The organism is Cellulomonas sp. McL0617, from assembly GCF_049994875.1.
In the GTDB taxonomy this organism is placed as follows: domain Bacteria; phylum Actinomycetota; class Actinomycetes; order Actinomycetales; family Cellulomonadaceae; genus Cellulomonas.
This window is the reverse complement of sequence record NZ_CP188256.1, coordinates 727,971-743,423: the sequence shown is the minus strand read 5'-3', so window position 1 is coordinate 743,423 and position 15,453 is coordinate 727,971. Positions and strand designations below refer to the sequence as shown.

The window sequence follows — 15,453 nt, the reverse complement described above, 5'->3', positions numbered from 1 at the left end:
TCGGCTGCGCCGGTCAATCCTACCCGTCCGTACGGGCGTACGGGGGCAGAGGTGACCAGACCCACTTACTTGCGCGCCCAGGCCCACCACGACGTCAGGTCGGCACGGCCGAGGGCCAGCGGCTGCACGTCGGGCAGCTTCGTGCCGTCGGGAAGCGCTCGCTGGGCGACGACGATCGGCTGCTGGGCGATCGAGACCACGGCACCGCCGGTGACCAGGCTCGTCGCGACGGGCTCCAGCGCCTTCGGCACCGCCGTCGGATCGAGCGCGGTCGCCTCGGGCGCCAGCGCGGCGTCGGTGGCCGGGTCGGCCCAGCCGGTCAGGTTGGCGATGCCCTTCGACTGCCACCGCGTGACCACCGAGTCGACGGGCAGGTCGGCCTGCTGGACGGGCACGAGCGCGACGTCCCAGGCGGCGGGGGCACCCCGCAGGTCCGCCGCCCATGCCTGCACCGGGGTGTACGGCCGTACCTCGAAACCCGCCTTCGCGGCCGAGTCGGTGATCTTCTTGAGCATCGCCGTGCGCAGCGGGTCCGTCGTGTTGGTGAGCACCCGGACCACGACCGGTCCGGTCACCTTCGCCGTCGCCAGGTCGGCCTTCGCCTGGTCGGTGTCGGCCGCGGCATCGGGTGCCGCCGCTCCCCCGGCGTCCGGCCCGACCTGCGGCAGGACGCCCGTCGCCACGGTCCCCTCCGGCCACAGCGGCTTGACCAGCTGATCGACGATCTCGTCGCGCGGGACGGTGCGCAGGAACGCGGTGCGGACCGCGGCGGCCGTCGCGGCGTCGCCGGCGTACGTCGCCTGGTCGAAGACGCCGCCGCCGGCCACCTGCAGCTGAAGCTGGAGGGTGCTGTCGCCGCCCGTGCGGACCGTGGCGGCGTCCACCTTGCCCAGCGCGTCCAGCACGTCCGCGGTGTCCGCGGGGGCGACCACATCGGCCGAGCCCGCCGACAGCGCGGTCACCTCGTCGAGCGGACTGATGTCGGTGCGCACGACGATCCGGTCGAACGTGGCCGGGCGGTCGCCCTTGTACCGGGTGTTGCGCACCAGCTCGACGCGCTGGTCGGGAACGATCCGGTCGATCGAGTACGGGCCGTCGGTGACGGCCATGCCGGGGTGCTGGGCGAGGTCGTCGGCGTCGAACTGCGTGCGCCAGGTGGCCGAGATCGAGCTCAGCGCCTTCTTGTCCTGCCGGGTGATCGCGGTGGTGACGGCGGTCGCGGCTACGGCCGGGTCCTCATCGCCCAGCGCCGTCTGGCCGACCACGTGTGCCGGGACGTTGACGTCGAGGGCGACCTGCCAGTCGGGCACGGGGGTCACGTAGGTGACGGTGACCGTCGCGCCGGACACGACCGGCTCCTGCTCGGCGTAGACCAGCGCCGGCGACGCGGCGGCGAAGGCCACCCCAGCCGCGAGCGCGTCGTCGTTGGTCACCTCACCGGAGGCGTCGAGCTCGGGGGTGACGTCGTCGAGCTGGCCGCTGCGCGCCGCCCACTCGAGGATCAGGTCGTCCGGCGTGACGGGCACGCCGTCGGACCAGGTGGCGTCCTTCGCGATCGTGTACTTCACCGTGAGCGGGGCGTCCGACACCTTCTCGACCGTGCCGAACGACGGGTCGAGCACCGCCGCGCCGTTCTCGTCGAGACTCGCGAACCCCGACTGTACGAGGCCGCGCACCAGCGTGCTGCCCGGCGCACGGCCCTGGGCGGTCCCCGCGTTCAACGAGGTGAAGGGCGAGGCGACGGCGACCACGACGGTCCCCGAGCGCGTGGGCGGTGAGGGGTGCGCCGTGCAGGCCCCGAGCGCGGTGGCAGCCGCCGCAGCCACGACCGCCGCGACCGTCAGACGTGACCCACTGCGCACCGCTTGCCTCCCGCGAGCTCGGACGGGCACCGGCTGCCCTCACGAGGTATCGGTCCCCGTCCGCCGAACATCAACCATGCCGTACGAATCGGTGCAAACTCACAGGAGTCCGCGGGACGCGCCGTCAGGGTCGGGTCACGGCCGGCCGTCGCTCAGAAGCCGCGACCGGTCGTGTGCCCGCCAGGGCCCTGGTCGACGATGTCGTGCGCGTCGAGATCGGCCGTCTCGGAGGCCTCCGTGAGCCCGGCGGCCCGCTCGATCTCCGCCCGCTCGATCTCGTCGCGCTGCGCCTCGAGCAGGGCGTCGCGGGTCAGCCGGCGCTCCTGCTGGGCCACCGGGTCGGGCACGGGCACGGCCGCGAGGAGCCGCTGCGTGTACGGGTCCTTCGGGTGGTTGACCACCTGCGCGGTCTCACCGATCTCCACCAGCCTGCCGTCGTGCATGACGGCGATCCGGTCGGACAGCATCTCCACGACGGCCAGGTCGTGGCTGATGAACAGGCAGGCGAACCCGTGCTCACGCTGCAGGTCCTGGAAGAGCTCGAGCACCGTGGCCTGCACCGAGACGTCGAGCGCGGACGTCGGCTCGTCCGCCACCAGCAGCTGCGGCTCCAGCGCGAGCGAGCGGGCGATGCCGACGCGCTGTCGCTGACCGCCGCTGAGCTCGTGCGGGTAGCGGTTGCGCATCGCGCGCGGCAGCTGCACCTGGTCCAGCAGGTGCTCGACGGCCGCGGACATCTCCTTGCCCTTGACACCACGGTGCAGGAACAGCGGCTCGCCGATCGACTCGCCGATGGGCAGCCGCGGGTTGAGCGAGCTGCCCGGGTCCTGGAAGACGATCCCGACCTTGCTGCGCAGCGGCTTGAGGTCGTTGGCCGTGGCACCGACCATGTTCTGGCCGACGATCTTCAGCTCGCCCGACGTCACGGGCAGCAGCCCGACCACCGCGCGACCGATCGTCGTCTTCCCGGACCCGGACTCGCCGACCAGGCCGATGACCTCGCCCTGCCGCAGCGACAGGCTGACCCCGTCCACGGCACGGAAGGCCGGCTGACGGCGACGGCCCGGGTACTCGATGACCATGTCGACGGCCTCGAGGACGACGTCGCGCGTCGGACCGGCGTCCGGCTCCGCCGAGCGGTCCACGGCTGTCGTGTCGGACGTCTCGGCGGCGAGCGCGTCCGCGCTGCGTCCGAGGTGCGGCACGGCGTCGAGCAGCTTGATCGTGTACGGGTGCGTGGGCGCCGTGAAGATGCCGAGCGCGGCACCCTCCTCGACGACCCGGCCGTCCTTCATCACGATGATCTTGTCGGCCAGGTCGGCGACGACACCCATGTCGTGGGTGATGAGCACGATGCCCGAGTCGATGCGCGTGCGCAGGTCGCGCATGAGCTTGAGGATCTCGGCCTGCACGGTGACGTCCAGGGCGGTCGTCGGTTCGTCGGCGATCAGGAGCTTGGGGTCGCAGGCCAGCGCCTGGGCGATCATCGCGCGCTGCCGCTGCCCGCCGGACAGCTGGTGCGGGTACGCGTCGATGCGCCGGGTCGGGTCCGGGATCTCCACGAGCCGCAGCAGCTCGAGCGCGCGCTCGCGCGCCTCCTTCGGACCGATGTCGAAGTGCGTGCGCAGGGTCTCGATGATCTGGAACCCGACGGTGTACACCGGGTTCAGGGCCGTCATCGGCTCCTGGAAGATGACCGCGATCTCCTTGCCGCGGACCTGCCGGAGCTTCTGCGGCGACATGCCGAGGAGCTCCCGGTCGCCCAGCTTGGCGCTGCCGTTGGCGCGGCCGTTGGGCGGCAGGAGCCCGATGAGGGACATCGACGACTGCGTCTTGCCCGAGCCGGACTCGCCGACGATGGCGAGCACCTCGCCGGGGAACACGTCGTAGCTCACGCCGGTCGCCGCGGGGTACCACTGACCGTCGACGTAGAAGTCCACGCCCAGGTCGCGCACGGACAGCACAGGCGTCCGCGCGGGTGCGCCGGGCGCCGGGGCCGCGTCAGAGATGTCGATTGCCACGGGTGGGTTCCTTACTGGCCGAGGACGGGGCGCCGGGTGGACGGGATCGCCGTCGACGGGCACCGGTCTGGGAGCATGGGCAGATGGGTGGCACGCAGGAGTTCACATCGACCTACGGGCGCTGGCTCACCGGCGCCGCCGCGGTCACCGCGGTGATCGCCCTGGTCAGCGTCGCGATCGGGGACGGTCTCGGCGAGAGCCTGCGGCTGATTCCGCTGTTCGCGCTCGTCGTGCTGCTGGTGTGGGCGCTGTTCTGGAACCCGGCCGTCGAGGTGTCCGACGGCGAGATCGTGGTCCGCAACGTCCTCGCGACCGTCCGCGTCCCGTGGCCCGCCTACCGCGGCTTCACGGTGAAGTACTCCCTCGTCGTGCACACCACCGGGGCGGACGTGACCGCGTGGGCGGCACCCCGGTCCAGCGGCACCGCGCAGCGGATGCGCCGCCGCCGACCGGACCCGGGACCGCTGGGCCCGGGCCGGCACAACGCGAACGCCGATCGCATCGCGGACGCCATCGTCGAGCGTCAGACGGCCCTCAAGGACGCCGGCTACCTCAAGGACGCCGAGGCCGCCGTGGCGGCCGGCATCGGCCCGCAGCGCCGCTGGCACTGGCTGACCATCGCGGGCGTCGTGGTGCTGACGGCCGCGTCGATCGCCCTGTTCTGACCGCATCAGCTCGGCACCTCGCTGCCGGCGACGGCCTGACCGGTGGCCGGGTCGAGGCGCTGGGCCTTGGCCATCTTGCGCTCGGACGGGATGCGCTTCTGCCGGGGGTCGAACGCGTCGCGCAGACCGTCTCCGATGAAGTTGATGGCCAGCGCGATGATCACGATCATCAGGCCGGGCCACCAGAACAGCCAGGGCCGCGTGGAGAACGCCTCCTGGTAGTCGCTGATCAGCAGACCGAGCGACGTGGCGGGGGCCTTGATCCCGACGCCCAGGTACGAGAGCGCGGTCTCGAGGAGGATCGCGGAGCTCATCAGCAGCGTCGTGTTGACGATGATGACGCCGATCGCGTTGGGCAGCATGTGCTTGAACATGATGCGGGTGTTGCTCGCGCCGGCCACCCGCGCGGCGTCGACGAACTCCCGCTCGCGGAGGCTGAGGAAGTCGCCGCGCACCAGGCGCGCCAGGGTCGTCCAGGTGATCAGCCCCAGGAAGATGCCGAAGATGATCGGGTTGTTGCCGCCCGCGAGCTGACCGAGCACGGCACCGATGACGATCACGGGCATCGTGATGACGAGGTCCGTGATCCGCATCAGGATGTTGTCGGTCCGGCCGCGGTTGAAGCCGGCCAGCGCGCCGACGACGATCCCGACGACCGTGGCGGTGATGCCGACCGTCGCCGTGATGATCAGTGACGTCTGCGTGCCGCGCATGACGCGCGCGAACACGTCGCGGCCGATCTCGTCCTGGCCGAACGGGTGCAGCCCCCAGTGGAACCAGAGGCCGGCGTCGCCGCCGAGCCAGACCGGCAGCACGGCCGTCGGCTTGCCGCCGTTGATGATGGGGTTGATCTGGTTGGGCGTGTACCTCCACCAGCCGGTCCACGGGCCGATGCCGACCGACGTGAACGCGAGGACGACGACGAACGCGAGCACGATCACGGCGACCATCGCGCCGCGGTGCCGCAGGAAGCGACGTCGGACGATCTTTCCTTGCGACAGGCCGGCGACCTCGCGCAGCTCGATCGCGTTCTCGATCGACTCGTCCGGTGGCAGCTGCTCGACGGTGCTCATGCGTTCACCCGGATCCTGGGGTCGAGACCCGCGTAGATGAGGTCGGCCACGATGTTGGCGATGATCGCGAGGGCGGCGACGATGACCAGGTACGCCATCACCGGATCGATCTCCGCGTGGGTCAGTGAGAACAGGAACAGCGTGCCCATGCCGGGCCGGGCGAACACCCGCTCCGTGATGATCGCGCCACCGAGCAGGGTGATCACGTCGATGGGCACCACGGTGGCCAGCGGGATCAGCGAGTTGCGGAAGCCGTGCCGCATGACGACCGTCCGCTCGGGCAGGCCCTTGGAGCGTGCCGTGCGGATGTAGTCCTGGCTCATCACCTCGAGCATGCTCGAGCGCGAGTAGCGGGTGTAGGCCGCGAACCCGATGAGCACCAGGGCGATCGTCGGCAGGAGCAGGTGCATGAACGAGTCGAGCGTCTGGACCCAGAAGTTCCCGCCGAGGTTCGGCGTCGAGTTGCCGATGGTCGGCACCGGTCGACCGTTGATGGCCGGGGCGTTGTAGTACGCCGGCCAGACCCGCATCACCTGGTTGACGAACATCATCGACGCCACGAGGAACGCCGTGATCCCCGCCGTGCGCGCCGAGACGCCCGGGTCCGGTCCACCCCAGGCGTAGCCGACACCGATGCCGACGGCGACCGCCAGGACGCCCAGGCCGATCATCATCAGCCAGGACTCCTGCACGTTCTGGAAGAAGACCTTCACCGGCAGGTAGAGCACGAGACCGATCACCACGGTGGTCAGCGATGCCGCCAGGGCCCGGCGGTTCTTGAGCCCCGACGAGAGCGTCGTGACGGCGAACGCGGTCGCCGTGCCGAGCAGGGCGAGCAGCGGCGGGTTGATGCTCGGGTGGGTCCACCAGTCGCTGAGCTGCAGGAAGGCGAACGTGGCGAACGTCGCGGCGAACGCGATCCCGAAGGTCAGCAGCCGCTGACGCCTGTCGCCGCCTATCGCGAGGCTCCACAGCAGGCCCGCCAGGAGCGCGATGACGGCGATCGCGACCCACGACAGCACCGGGTCCGCGAGGAAGTCGTTGAAGCCGATCGCGCCCCACTGCTTGAGCAGCACGGCCACCCAGAAGGCCGGCAGGGAGTAGAGCACGAAGGACACGAAGATCATGAGGTAGTCGAACGAGCTGTACTGCCGCAGGGCGCTGACGATGCCGACGGCCACGCCGAAGATGATCGCCAGGAACGTCGCGGCGGTGACCAGCTGGATCGTCGAGAGGATCGCCCCGTGCAGGACCGCTGACACCGGCTGGCCCACGAACCACGCCGACCCGAGGTCGCCGTGCAGGATGTTGCCGAGCCACTTGAAGTAGCGGATGACGACGGGGGTGTTCAGGTCGAGCAGGGCGATCCGCTGACGGATCAGCTCCTGCTTGTTCGAGGCCGTCGACTGCCCGAGGTCGAAGAACGGGTCCATCGACGCCGACACCAGGATGAACATCACGAACGTCGACACCAGGAGCGTCGCGAGCCCGGCGAGAACACGTCGCCACAGGAACGAGAACATAGAGGGCGTTACCTCGCAGTTGAGGGTGTGCACACCGAATGCCCGAGTCTACGCGGCAGGAGTGCTCGAACGCCTGGTCAGGCGCTCGCAGCGAGCTGGTGTCACAGAAGGGGGTCGGCGGCGGAGGGCGTCATTGCCCTGCGTCGTCGACAGGTCACGGTGGTTCAGGGACCGCGGGCGCGTCGGACGTGCGGCGGCGCGGTCACACACGGTGAGGGCGGCGGAGCCCGTAGGCTCCCCCGCCCTCACGCGGTGTGTCGGTCAGGCGGCCAGCTGGATCAGCTGGTGGCCTTCGGGGTCGAACCGGAGCCCGAGAGCTTCCAGTCCCAGTACCCGTACATGATGGTCGGGCTCAGGGAGATCGGGTCCGCGCCAGCCAGGTTCTTCGTCCAGGCGTGGATGCCGGGGAACTGGAAGATCGTCGTCCCGAACGCGTCGGCCCACAGCTGCTTCTCGATGTCCGTGAGGATCTGCGTCTGCTTCGACGCGTCGGTCTCGGTCTGCAGCTGGTCGAAGAGCGAGTCGACCTTGGCGTTGCTGTAACCCTGCTTGTTCTGGCTCCCACCGGTACGGAAGGTGGGGTCCGAAGCGGTCACAGCGGTCGAGGTGGACTGCCAACCGAACAGCGAGGCGTCATAGCTCGCCTGGCCGGTGTTGATCTGGTTGACCCACTTGTCGGCGGGCTGCGAGGCGTCGGCCATGGTGATGCCGGCCTTGGCCTCGGAGTCCGTGATCAGCGCGAACTCGTTGACACGGCGCGGGTTGTCGGCGTTGAACAGGAACCGGACCGAGATCGGACCAGTGACACCGGCGGCGGCCAGGATGGACTTGGCCTTGTCGGGGTCAGCGGCGAGCGGGTAAGCGTCCGAGCCGTTGTTCTTGACGATCTGGTCGTAGTTGGGCGCACCCGGGATGACGTTGAACGAGTTGCGAACCTCAGCCTTGGGGTTGAGCGGCTTGATGAGGTTGTCGATGATCGCCTGCCGCGGCAGGGCCGTCAGGAACGCCTTGCGGACGGCCAGCGCCTTCGCCGCGTCGCCACCGTAGGTCGCCGGGTCGAACGGACCGGCATTGGTGAACTGCAGGTCGACGTGCTCGTACGTGCCCTCGACGGAGTTCTGCACCTTCACGGTGGACAGCGCGTTGAGCGCGGTCAGCACGTCAGCGGAAGCCTGCGGGCCGATGATGTCGACCTCGCCGTTCTGCAGCGCCTGGACCTGGCCCATCGGGTCGTCGATGTAGCGGAACGTGATGGTGTCCGGGCCCGTGGTGCGGGTGCCCTTGTACTTGTCGTTGCGCGTGACCGTCAGGTACTGACCCTCGACGTAGTCGCTGATGATGTACGGGCCGTCCGAGACGAGGAGCGTCTTGTCGTCGGGAAGCTTGGTGAAGTTGAACCCGTCGTTCCAGAACTTCGCGACCGGCTTGAGCTTCTCGACGTCCTTGTCCTTGATGGCCTGGACGAGCGCCTCGTCGGCCTTCGTCGGGTCGTCGATGCCGAGCGCGTGCATCGCCACGACGTGCGCCGGGACGACCGGACCCTGGAACTCCAGCTCCCAGTCGGCGAACGGCTTGTCGTACGTGAACGTGATCGTCTTGTTGTCGCTGGAGACGACGGGCATCTTCGAGACCAGCGGACCGCCCGTGTCGACGCCGTTGAAGAACACGCCGGACGTGTAGTCCGTGGTGTCGTTGCCGGCGTCGTCGGTGCTGCCCTGGATCGTGTTCAGGCTTCCGGAGGTCGCGGCCCACTCGAGCAGGCTGTCCGTGGCGGTGACGGGCGTGCCGTCCGACCACGTGGCGTCCTTGTTGATCGTGTACTTGACCGTCAGCGGGTCGTCGGACGTCTTCTCGTACGTCCCGAGGTTCGTGTCCTTCTGGAGCTTCAGCTCGGGGTCGTAGTAGTTGAACTGCATGTTCGTCAGGTAGGTCACGACCGCGTTCTGCGTCGCGTTGCCCACGTTGAACTCGTCCGTGTTCACCGAGGTGAGCGGGGACTCCCAGGCAACGTTGACAGCGGTCGACTGGTTGATGCCCGAGTCGTTGCTGTTGTTGTCACCACTACCACTGCTGCACGCAGCGAGCGCGAGAAGGCTCAGCGATGCGACCGCAGCGGTCGACGCCTTCCGTGTGATCTTCAATGTTCCTCCTGAAACGGTGGTGGGTCTGCCGAGTCACGCGGGCGTCGATGGTCACGACGCACAGGAGAACAGAGCCCTCCGGGGGTTGCCGACACGTTAGTGAAGCCCCAAGGGACAAATCGGACAGGTGGCCGCAGAACTGACGATCGTTACGTGATTGATACTGATCGGTACGTCCACGATGTGAGATCGTCACACCGCTGAAACACCACGGTTACCTGTCCGAACCACGCCCGGACGGGTGTCACCGCACCAAAAACCCTGCCGATCCGTCGCGCATCTGCTATGGGACGCGGCCGAGCGCCAGGAGCGCTGTGAAGTCACCGTGGGTCGGGACTTCGCTTTCCACGGTACTCCGGGACGCACGGAGCAGCCCGCTGAGCAGGGACAATCGGCTCATGAGCGTGAAGTCCGTCACCCGCCGCCTCGGCCGCACCCGCTGGTTCGCCCGGGCCGGTCGCGCTGTCTCCGGCCTCGATCGGCGCCTCCAGAAGGCGACACGCGGGCGCATGAGCGTGCTCGGCAAGCCCACCCTTCCCCACCTGATCCTGACGACGACCGGTCGCAAGAGCGGCGAGCCCCGTGAGGCGGTCCTGCTCTACGCGGTCGACGGGGACGGCTGGGTGCTGATCGGGTCCAACTGGGGTCAGGAGCACCACCCGGCCTGGTCCGGGAACCTGCTGGCCGACCCCGGCGCATCCGTGACGATCGCCGGTGTCACCACCCCCGTCACCGCCTCCCTGGCGTCCGACGCCGAGCGGGAGCGGCTGCTGCCGGCCCTCCTGGCCGTCTGGCCGGCCTACGAGACCTACGCCTCCCGTGCCGCGGACCGCGAGCTCCGCGTGTTCCGTCTGGCCCCGACCGCCTGACCTCGTCACTCCACGGCACACCGACCCAGGCCGGCCCGGTAACGTCCGGGACGTGGAGATCCTGCACGTGACCCGCCGGGTGGACTGGGACGACGCACGGGCGGACGGCGCCTACCGCTGGTCCACCCGTGGGCGCACCTACGAGGACGTCGGGTTCATCCACGCCTCGTCGCGGGCCCAGCTGCCCGGTGTCGCCGCGTTCGTGTTCGCCGACGACGACGCCGAGCTGGTCGTCCTGATCCTCGAGACCGACACGATCACGGCTGCGGGGACCGACGTCCGGTACGAGGACGGCGGGAACGGCGAGCTCTACCCGCACGTCTACGGCCCCATCGACCCGGCGTGGGTGGTCGACGTGATCCCGGCGCACCTCGACGCGGACGGCGCGTTCTCGTGGGGCCCCGCGCGCTGATCCCCTCGACCTAGCCGCGGGCGACGAACACCAGCTCCTTGCCGGGCCGGTCCGGGGCGTCTCTGACCTCGAGGGTCTCGAAGCCCGCTACGCGCAGCGACTCCTCGATCCGCGCCTGGGTCCGGAAGCGAAGCGTCGAGTCCGAGACGAGCGTCGTGCCGTCGTCGTGGAAGACGTTGGTCCAGCGGAACGTGACCAGCTCACCGCTCACGTCGACCAGGTCGCACCAGGTCTCGACGAGGCCGACGTGCGGCAGGTCTTTCCTCTCGTTCGTGTGCTCCCGGGTCCACCCGGTCCACGCCCGCGCGTCGGGGTCGCGGACCTCGAAGACCAGGTACGTCGTGATCCGGCGGATCGCCGCCAGGACGAGCGCCCACTCCTCGTCGGTGACGAAGACCTGCGCGACGTTGGCGGTCATCGTCACCAGGTCGACGCGCTCCGTCACGGTCGACGCGTCGCCCTGCACCCAGCGGACCTGGTCGCCCTTGGCGCGGGCGACGTCGAGGGAGGCCGCGGCCGGGTCGACGCCGACGACGTCCAGACCCCGGTCCGCCAGCATCACCGCGAACGTGCCCGTTCCGCAGCCGAGATCGAGCACGCTGCGCGCACCCAGCTCCTCGACGATCGCGACGTACGCGTCGAGATCGGCGCGATCGCCGTCGAACGCGTCGTAGACGGCGGCCAGGCGGGGGTCCTCGAAGATCGCATCGGCCATGGGTGGACCGTACGAGCAAACCGGACCGCCGACGACTGCATACCCCTTCTCGACGTCGCCGGCCAGTGGCAGGCTGGCGGAGGGACGATCGTCAGGAGGCGAGATGGACGACGACCTGTCGGACCTCGTCCGGGACACCGCCGAGGCGGCCGAGGCCTACGTGCGCGGGGACACCACGCGCTATCTCGAGCTGACGCACCACGCGCCCGGGTTCACGCTGCTGCCGCCCTTCGGCGGACCGGCCAAGGTGTACGACGACCGCGCGCAGGGCATCACGGGCAGCTTCTTCGCCGACGGTGACGCCGCGCTCGAGCACGTCGAGACGCACCGCTGGGGCGACACGGCCGTCGTCGCGATGGTCGAGCGGCAGCACGGCGTCGTCGGCGGGATGCCGGACCAGGACTGGTCGCTGCGCGTCACTCACGTCTACCGGCGAGCCGACGGACGCTGGCTGCTCGTGCACCGGCACGCCGACCCGCTGGTCCGGCCGATCGACCTGCCGGCCCTGTCGCGGCTCACGGGCGGCGCCCCGACCCGAGCACACGGGTGACGTCCGGCCGGCGGTAACGCCGCCGAAACGGGCCGTCTGTAGTCTCCCGGGATTCGTCGACGGGAGTCCTCCATGACGCTCGACCGGTTCACGATCACGGTGTTCTGCGGCTCCGCCTCTGGCTCGGACCCGCTCTACCCGGCCACCGCCCGCGCCGTCGGTGCGGCCATCGCTCGGCACGGGATGAGCCTCGTGTACGGGGGCGGGCACGTCGGGCTCATGGGTGCGGTCGCCGACGCGGCCCTCGCCGGGGGTGCCCACGTCACCGGCGTCATCCCACGCGCCCTGCAGGCCCGGGAAGCCGTGCACGACGACGTCAGCGAGCTGGTCCTCGTCGACAGCATGCACGAGCGCAAGACCATCATGTCCGACCGTGCCGACGCGTTCCTCGCCCTGCCCGGCGGTCCTGGCACCCTCGAGGAGCTCACCGAGCAGTGGACCTGGGCGCAGCTCGGCATCCACGAGAAGCCGTCCGGCATCCTGAACGTGGACGGGTACTTCGACCCGCTGCTGGCATTCGTCGGCAACATGCGCGACCGCGGCTTCACCCACCCGCGCTACACGGACATGCTGGTGGTGAGCGACCAGATCGACGACGCCCTCGAGCGGTTGCGTGACTACGTGCCGCCCCCGCGCGTCGCGTCGTCACCCGGTGCGGAGATGAGCGTGGCCGAGCCGCTGCGCGCGTAGGTGTGCAGGCCGGTCCACCCGTTCGTCGAACGCGCGCTCACCCGCCGCCGCGCCAGGTGTCCAGCCGCCGATGGTCGGGCACGAAGCCGTGCCGGACGCCCCACAGCACCGCCTGCGTCCGGCTCTCCACGCCGATCTTTCGGTAGACGGAACGGATGTAGGACTTCACCGTGTTGGCGCTGAGGTAGGTCTGCGCCGCCACGTCGGCGTTGCTCAGCCCCTGGGTGATCAGGGCCAGGACCTCCGACTCGCGATCGGTGAGGCCCTCGGCTCGGCCCGGCCAGTCCAGACCGTTCGGGCGTACGCGACCCGGGACCTCGCTGATCACGACCTCGCCGGCGTGCACGGCCTCGAGGGCGGCGACGAGCTCGCGCGCGGGCAGCGCCTTCGACAGATAGCCGTGGACGCCCTGGTCCTGGGCGCTGGCGACCAGCTCGGGATGGAAGTTCCAGGTGAAGACGACCACGCGGCCGGCGTTCGGGTTGCGCACCAGCACACCGATCTCGTGCTGGTCGGACTCCGGCTGCGCGAAGGAGTCGTACAGGACGACGTCGACGTGCCGGCTCACCGGTTCGTTCGCGTCGATCTCCGCCACGACGACGCGGTCGCGGTACGGCTCGAGCATCGTGGCGACGCCCATCAGCACCACGTCGTAGTCGTCGACGAGAGCGACTGTGATCGGACGGTCCACGGTTCGACGCTACCCCCCTTTGGGGTGTACTGCGCCAGCCCTAGGGGTGATGGGGTCGAGAGATCTGCACGCGCCACCTGGGAGGCACACCATGCTCGGACTCATCATCTCCATCGTCGTCATCGGGCTCATCGCCGGCGCCCTCGCCCGGCTGATCGTGCCCGGCAAGCAGGACATGTCGATCCTCATGACGATCGTCCTGGGCATCGTCGGGTCGTTCGTCGGCGGGTTCCTGGGCTACCTGCTCTTCCACAAGGACGGCGCCGACGGCTTCCTGCAGCCCGCCGGGATCATCGGCTCTCTCATCGGCGCGATCATCGTGCTGCTGATCTGGATGCGCGTGGGCGGGCGCCGCTCGGTCCGCTCCTGACCCCTGGTCGGAGGGCCCCGGTCCGTGCGCCGGGGCCCTCTGCACGACTCACGACACGATGGACCGCAACGAGCGGGCACACTCGCGCCCGGAGCAGCCCCGAACCGCGCGTCCGCTCGTCTAGCGAGGCTGAGTCACTACCCGCAACTGCGCGATGACGGCGTGCGCGGCGTAGAAGATCGAGGACGCCGCGTGCCGGCCGCCACCCAGCTCGCGCTCGGGGGCGGAGATCGACCGCTGCCCGCCGAACGTCAGAACGCGGATCACGACCTGCCCATCCTGGGGCAGGTCGTCGCTGGTCGTGGGCGCGAAGAAGTCCAGCCGCTCGCCAACGAGCACGAGCAGAGCGTCGCTTGCCGCGCGAACGGACGCGTGCGCACCGCCCCCGATGATGCCGGACCCAGAGCTGGTGTAGAGACTCACCGTCCCGTCGACGAGCGCGACCAGTGTGAACCAGTCGCTCCCGGACATCGCCGTATCCATGGCGATCCCCCACATCGGGCCACCGCTGCCTGGGCTCAGCCCGATCGCGGCGGGGTCGAGCGACAAGGCCTGCGCGCGCAGGCCGAACCCCGCGCTCGGCGACGGATCGTCGACATTGGTTCGTCGTCGGAACATGGCCGCAACGCTAGCGAGCAGCCTGGCACCGACGACCTCTGTCGAGGACTCTCGTTGGACTCGCCCTGTCGCCGAATGACCGACCGCGCCGATGACACCGCGGTCCGTGTCCCACGTCGCCGTTCACGCCACGCCGCCGTTGTGGGGTTCGGACCCAAGGGCCGCGACCGCGAGCATCCAACAGTCGGGCGCCGTGTCGGGTCAGCCCGGCGGGACCGTGGCGGCGTTGGTGATCGCCGTCTGGAGCGACCATGGTTCGAGTTCGTCAACGAGCGCCTGCGCATCCCGACGGCACGCGGGGACTGCCTTGGTCAGCGAGACGGACGTGGGCGGATCGGCTGCCCGCCCACCGCGATGGTCCTCGTACTCTGAACCATGGCGGTCGTCGACGACGTTCAGGCGCTGGGCTCAGAGCTGGAGCGTTCCTACCATGCCTACGTGCACGGGCGGCTGAAGTTCCGGGTGGGTCAACTGGTCTACGTGGCGTTCTCGCTCGACGAGAGTGTGATGGGTTTCGCCTTCCCGAAGGAAGAGCGAGCAGCGCTGGTCGCGGGGGACCCACGCAAGTTCCAGATGCCGTCAGTGTCGGACCTCCGCTTCAACTGGGTCCACGCCGAGCTTGCGGTCCTGGACCCGACCGAGGCCAGGGAGCTCGTCGTCGACGCCTGGCGCATGGTCGTCCCACAGAAGGTCTCTCTCGCCTACGACCTCGCCCATCCCGCCGGCCCGAACCAGAGCTGATCGGCGCCCGATGAGCTCTCGCCCAGGAGTTCGTCAATGGCCCACGTCCTGCAGGGTGCGGGTCCGCGTCAGCGGCTCCCGCCCTGCGCCTGGCCTCGACGCGTCGCCGACGACGATGCCCGGAGACCCGCAGAGCGGCTTCGTCAACGTCGCGAGGACGTACCTGCGGACACGTTGAATCGGAAACTCGAGAGCATGGCGCGCCGAACGACACGTCTCGACCGGTCGGCTACTCGGGTCGATCGGGCCGTTCCAGGTAACGCTCAAGAACGGCGGACTCGCGATAGGGACCGTCCCCGTCGGCGTCCAGCTGGGACTCGTCGAACACCACCCACCAGCAACGCTCAGGTCCTTGCAGTGTTTGTGTCTCGACCCATGGCGCACCGTCCGGCCACACAACGATCCGCCCGAGCGGTCGCCCAGGCCAAGGCCCTGCAGGGAAGTCAGAGTCCTGACGGACTTGCACCCTCGAGCCCGCCGACCACGGAGCCGCCCCTCCCCGAAGTTCCATG

Annotated in this window: 15 protein-coding genes; 7 read left to right on the top strand and 8 right to left on the bottom strand. The window is 69.6% G+C overall.

Annotated elements, in window-relative coordinates; all coding sequences use genetic code 11:
* Positions 1-65: 65 nt before the first annotated feature.
* Both ACPPVS_RS03415 and ACPPVS_RS03410 read right to left on the bottom strand, forming a co-directional pair.
* Positions 66-1,826 (bottom strand): ABC transporter substrate-binding protein, encoded by a 1,761-nt coding sequence (locus tag ACPPVS_RS03415; protein WP_426594582.1) that lies wholly within the window; start codon positions 1,824-1,826, stop codon positions 66-68.
* Between the two features lie 188 nt (positions 1,827-2,014).
* A complete protein-coding gene (locus tag ACPPVS_RS03410; RefSeq protein WP_426594581.1) occupies positions 2,015-3,883 on the bottom strand; it encodes an ABC transporter ATP-binding protein in 1,869 nt (622 codons plus the stop codon).
* A gap of 83 nt (positions 3,884-3,966) precedes the next feature.
* Here ACPPVS_RS03410 and ACPPVS_RS03405 point away from each other — a divergent pair, with 83 nt between their 5' ends.
* Entirely contained in the window at positions 3,967-4,548 is a 582-nt protein-coding gene (locus tag ACPPVS_RS03405) for a hypothetical protein (RefSeq protein ID WP_426594580.1), read from the top strand.
* Positions 4,549-4,553: 5 nt separating this feature from the next.
* Here ACPPVS_RS03405 and ACPPVS_RS03400 read toward each other — a convergent pair whose 3' ends face one another.
* From ACPPVS_RS03400 to ACPPVS_RS03390, 3 genes are all read right to left on the bottom strand, one after another.
* Positions 4,554-5,621 carry an ABC transporter permease gene (locus ACPPVS_RS03400; RefSeq protein WP_426594578.1) on the bottom strand — a complete coding sequence of 356 codons (1,068 nt, stop codon included), beginning with the start codon at positions 5,619-5,621 and terminating at the stop codon, positions 4,554-4,556.
* Positions 5,618-7,144, bottom strand: a complete 1,527-nt coding sequence (locus ACPPVS_RS03395) for an ABC transporter permease (protein WP_426594577.1) — start codon at positions 7,142-7,144, stop codon at positions 5,618-5,620. The genes ACPPVS_RS03400 and ACPPVS_RS03395 overlap by 4 nt, the downstream gene beginning before the upstream one ends.
* A 278-nt stretch (positions 7,145-7,422) precedes the next feature.
* Positions 7,423-9,285, bottom strand: a complete 1,863-nt coding sequence (locus ACPPVS_RS03390) for an ABC transporter substrate-binding protein (protein WP_426594576.1) — start codon at positions 9,283-9,285, stop codon at positions 7,423-7,425.
* A 398-nt stretch (positions 9,286-9,683) separates the two neighbouring features.
* On the opposite strand from ACPPVS_RS03390, the gene ACPPVS_RS03385 reads away from it, so the two are divergent.
* A complete protein-coding gene (locus ACPPVS_RS03385; RefSeq protein WP_426594575.1) occupies positions 9,684-10,154 on the top strand; it encodes a nitroreductase family deazaflavin-dependent oxidoreductase in 471 nt (156 codons plus the stop codon).
* A gap of 52 nt (positions 10,155-10,206) precedes the next feature.
* Positions 10,207-10,566 carry a DUF952 domain-containing protein gene (locus tag ACPPVS_RS03380; protein ID WP_426594574.1) on the top strand — a complete coding sequence of 120 codons (360 nt, stop codon included), beginning with the start codon at positions 10,207-10,209 and terminating at the stop codon, positions 10,564-10,566.
* Positions 10,567-10,576: 10 nt separating this feature from the next.
* On the opposite strand, the gene ACPPVS_RS03375 is transcribed toward ACPPVS_RS03380, so the two are convergent.
* Positions 10,577-11,281, bottom strand: a complete 705-nt coding sequence (locus ACPPVS_RS03375) for a class I SAM-dependent DNA methyltransferase (protein WP_426594573.1) — start codon at positions 11,279-11,281, stop codon at positions 10,577-10,579.
* Positions 11,282-11,384: 103 nt separating this feature from the next.
* Here ACPPVS_RS03375 and ACPPVS_RS03370 point away from each other — a divergent pair, with 103 nt between their 5' ends.
* Entirely contained in the window at positions 11,385-11,831 is a 447-nt protein-coding gene (locus ACPPVS_RS03370) for a YybH family protein (RefSeq protein ID WP_426594572.1), read from the top strand.
* A 72-nt stretch (positions 11,832-11,903) separates the two neighbouring features.
* The gene (locus tag ACPPVS_RS03365; protein WP_426594571.1) at positions 11,904-12,521 is read left to right on the top strand and encodes a TIGR00730 family Rossman fold protein; all 618 of its coding nucleotides are present in this window, start codon (positions 11,904-11,906) and stop codon (positions 12,519-12,521) included.
* A gap of 37 nt (positions 12,522-12,558) precedes the next feature.
* Here ACPPVS_RS03365 and ACPPVS_RS03360 read toward each other — a convergent pair whose 3' ends face one another.
* Positions 12,559-13,212, bottom strand: a complete 654-nt coding sequence (locus ACPPVS_RS03360) for a LuxR C-terminal-related transcriptional regulator (RefSeq protein ID WP_426594570.1) — start codon at positions 13,210-13,212, stop codon at positions 12,559-12,561.
* A gap of 91 nt (positions 13,213-13,303) precedes the next feature.
* Between ACPPVS_RS03360 and ACPPVS_RS03355 the strand changes: the two genes are divergently transcribed.
* Positions 13,304-13,582, top strand: coding sequence for a GlsB/YeaQ/YmgE family stress response membrane protein (locus ACPPVS_RS03355; RefSeq protein WP_426594569.1), 279 nt, complete (start codon positions 13,304-13,306; stop codon positions 13,580-13,582).
* A 120-nt stretch (positions 13,583-13,702) separates the two neighbouring features.
* On the opposite strand, the gene ACPPVS_RS03350 is transcribed toward ACPPVS_RS03355, so the two are convergent.
* The gene (locus ACPPVS_RS03350) at positions 13,703-14,200 is read right to left on the bottom strand and encodes a hypothetical protein (RefSeq protein ID WP_426594568.1); all 498 of its coding nucleotides are present in this window, start codon (positions 14,198-14,200) and stop codon (positions 13,703-13,705) included.
* A gap of 375 nt (positions 14,201-14,575) precedes the next feature.
* Here ACPPVS_RS03350 and ACPPVS_RS03345 point away from each other — a divergent pair, with 375 nt between their 5' ends.
* A complete protein-coding gene (locus ACPPVS_RS03345) occupies positions 14,576-14,941 on the top strand; it encodes an MmcQ/YjbR family DNA-binding protein (RefSeq protein ID WP_426594567.1) in 366 nt (121 codons plus the stop codon).
* Positions 14,942-15,453 lie beyond the last annotated feature (512 nt).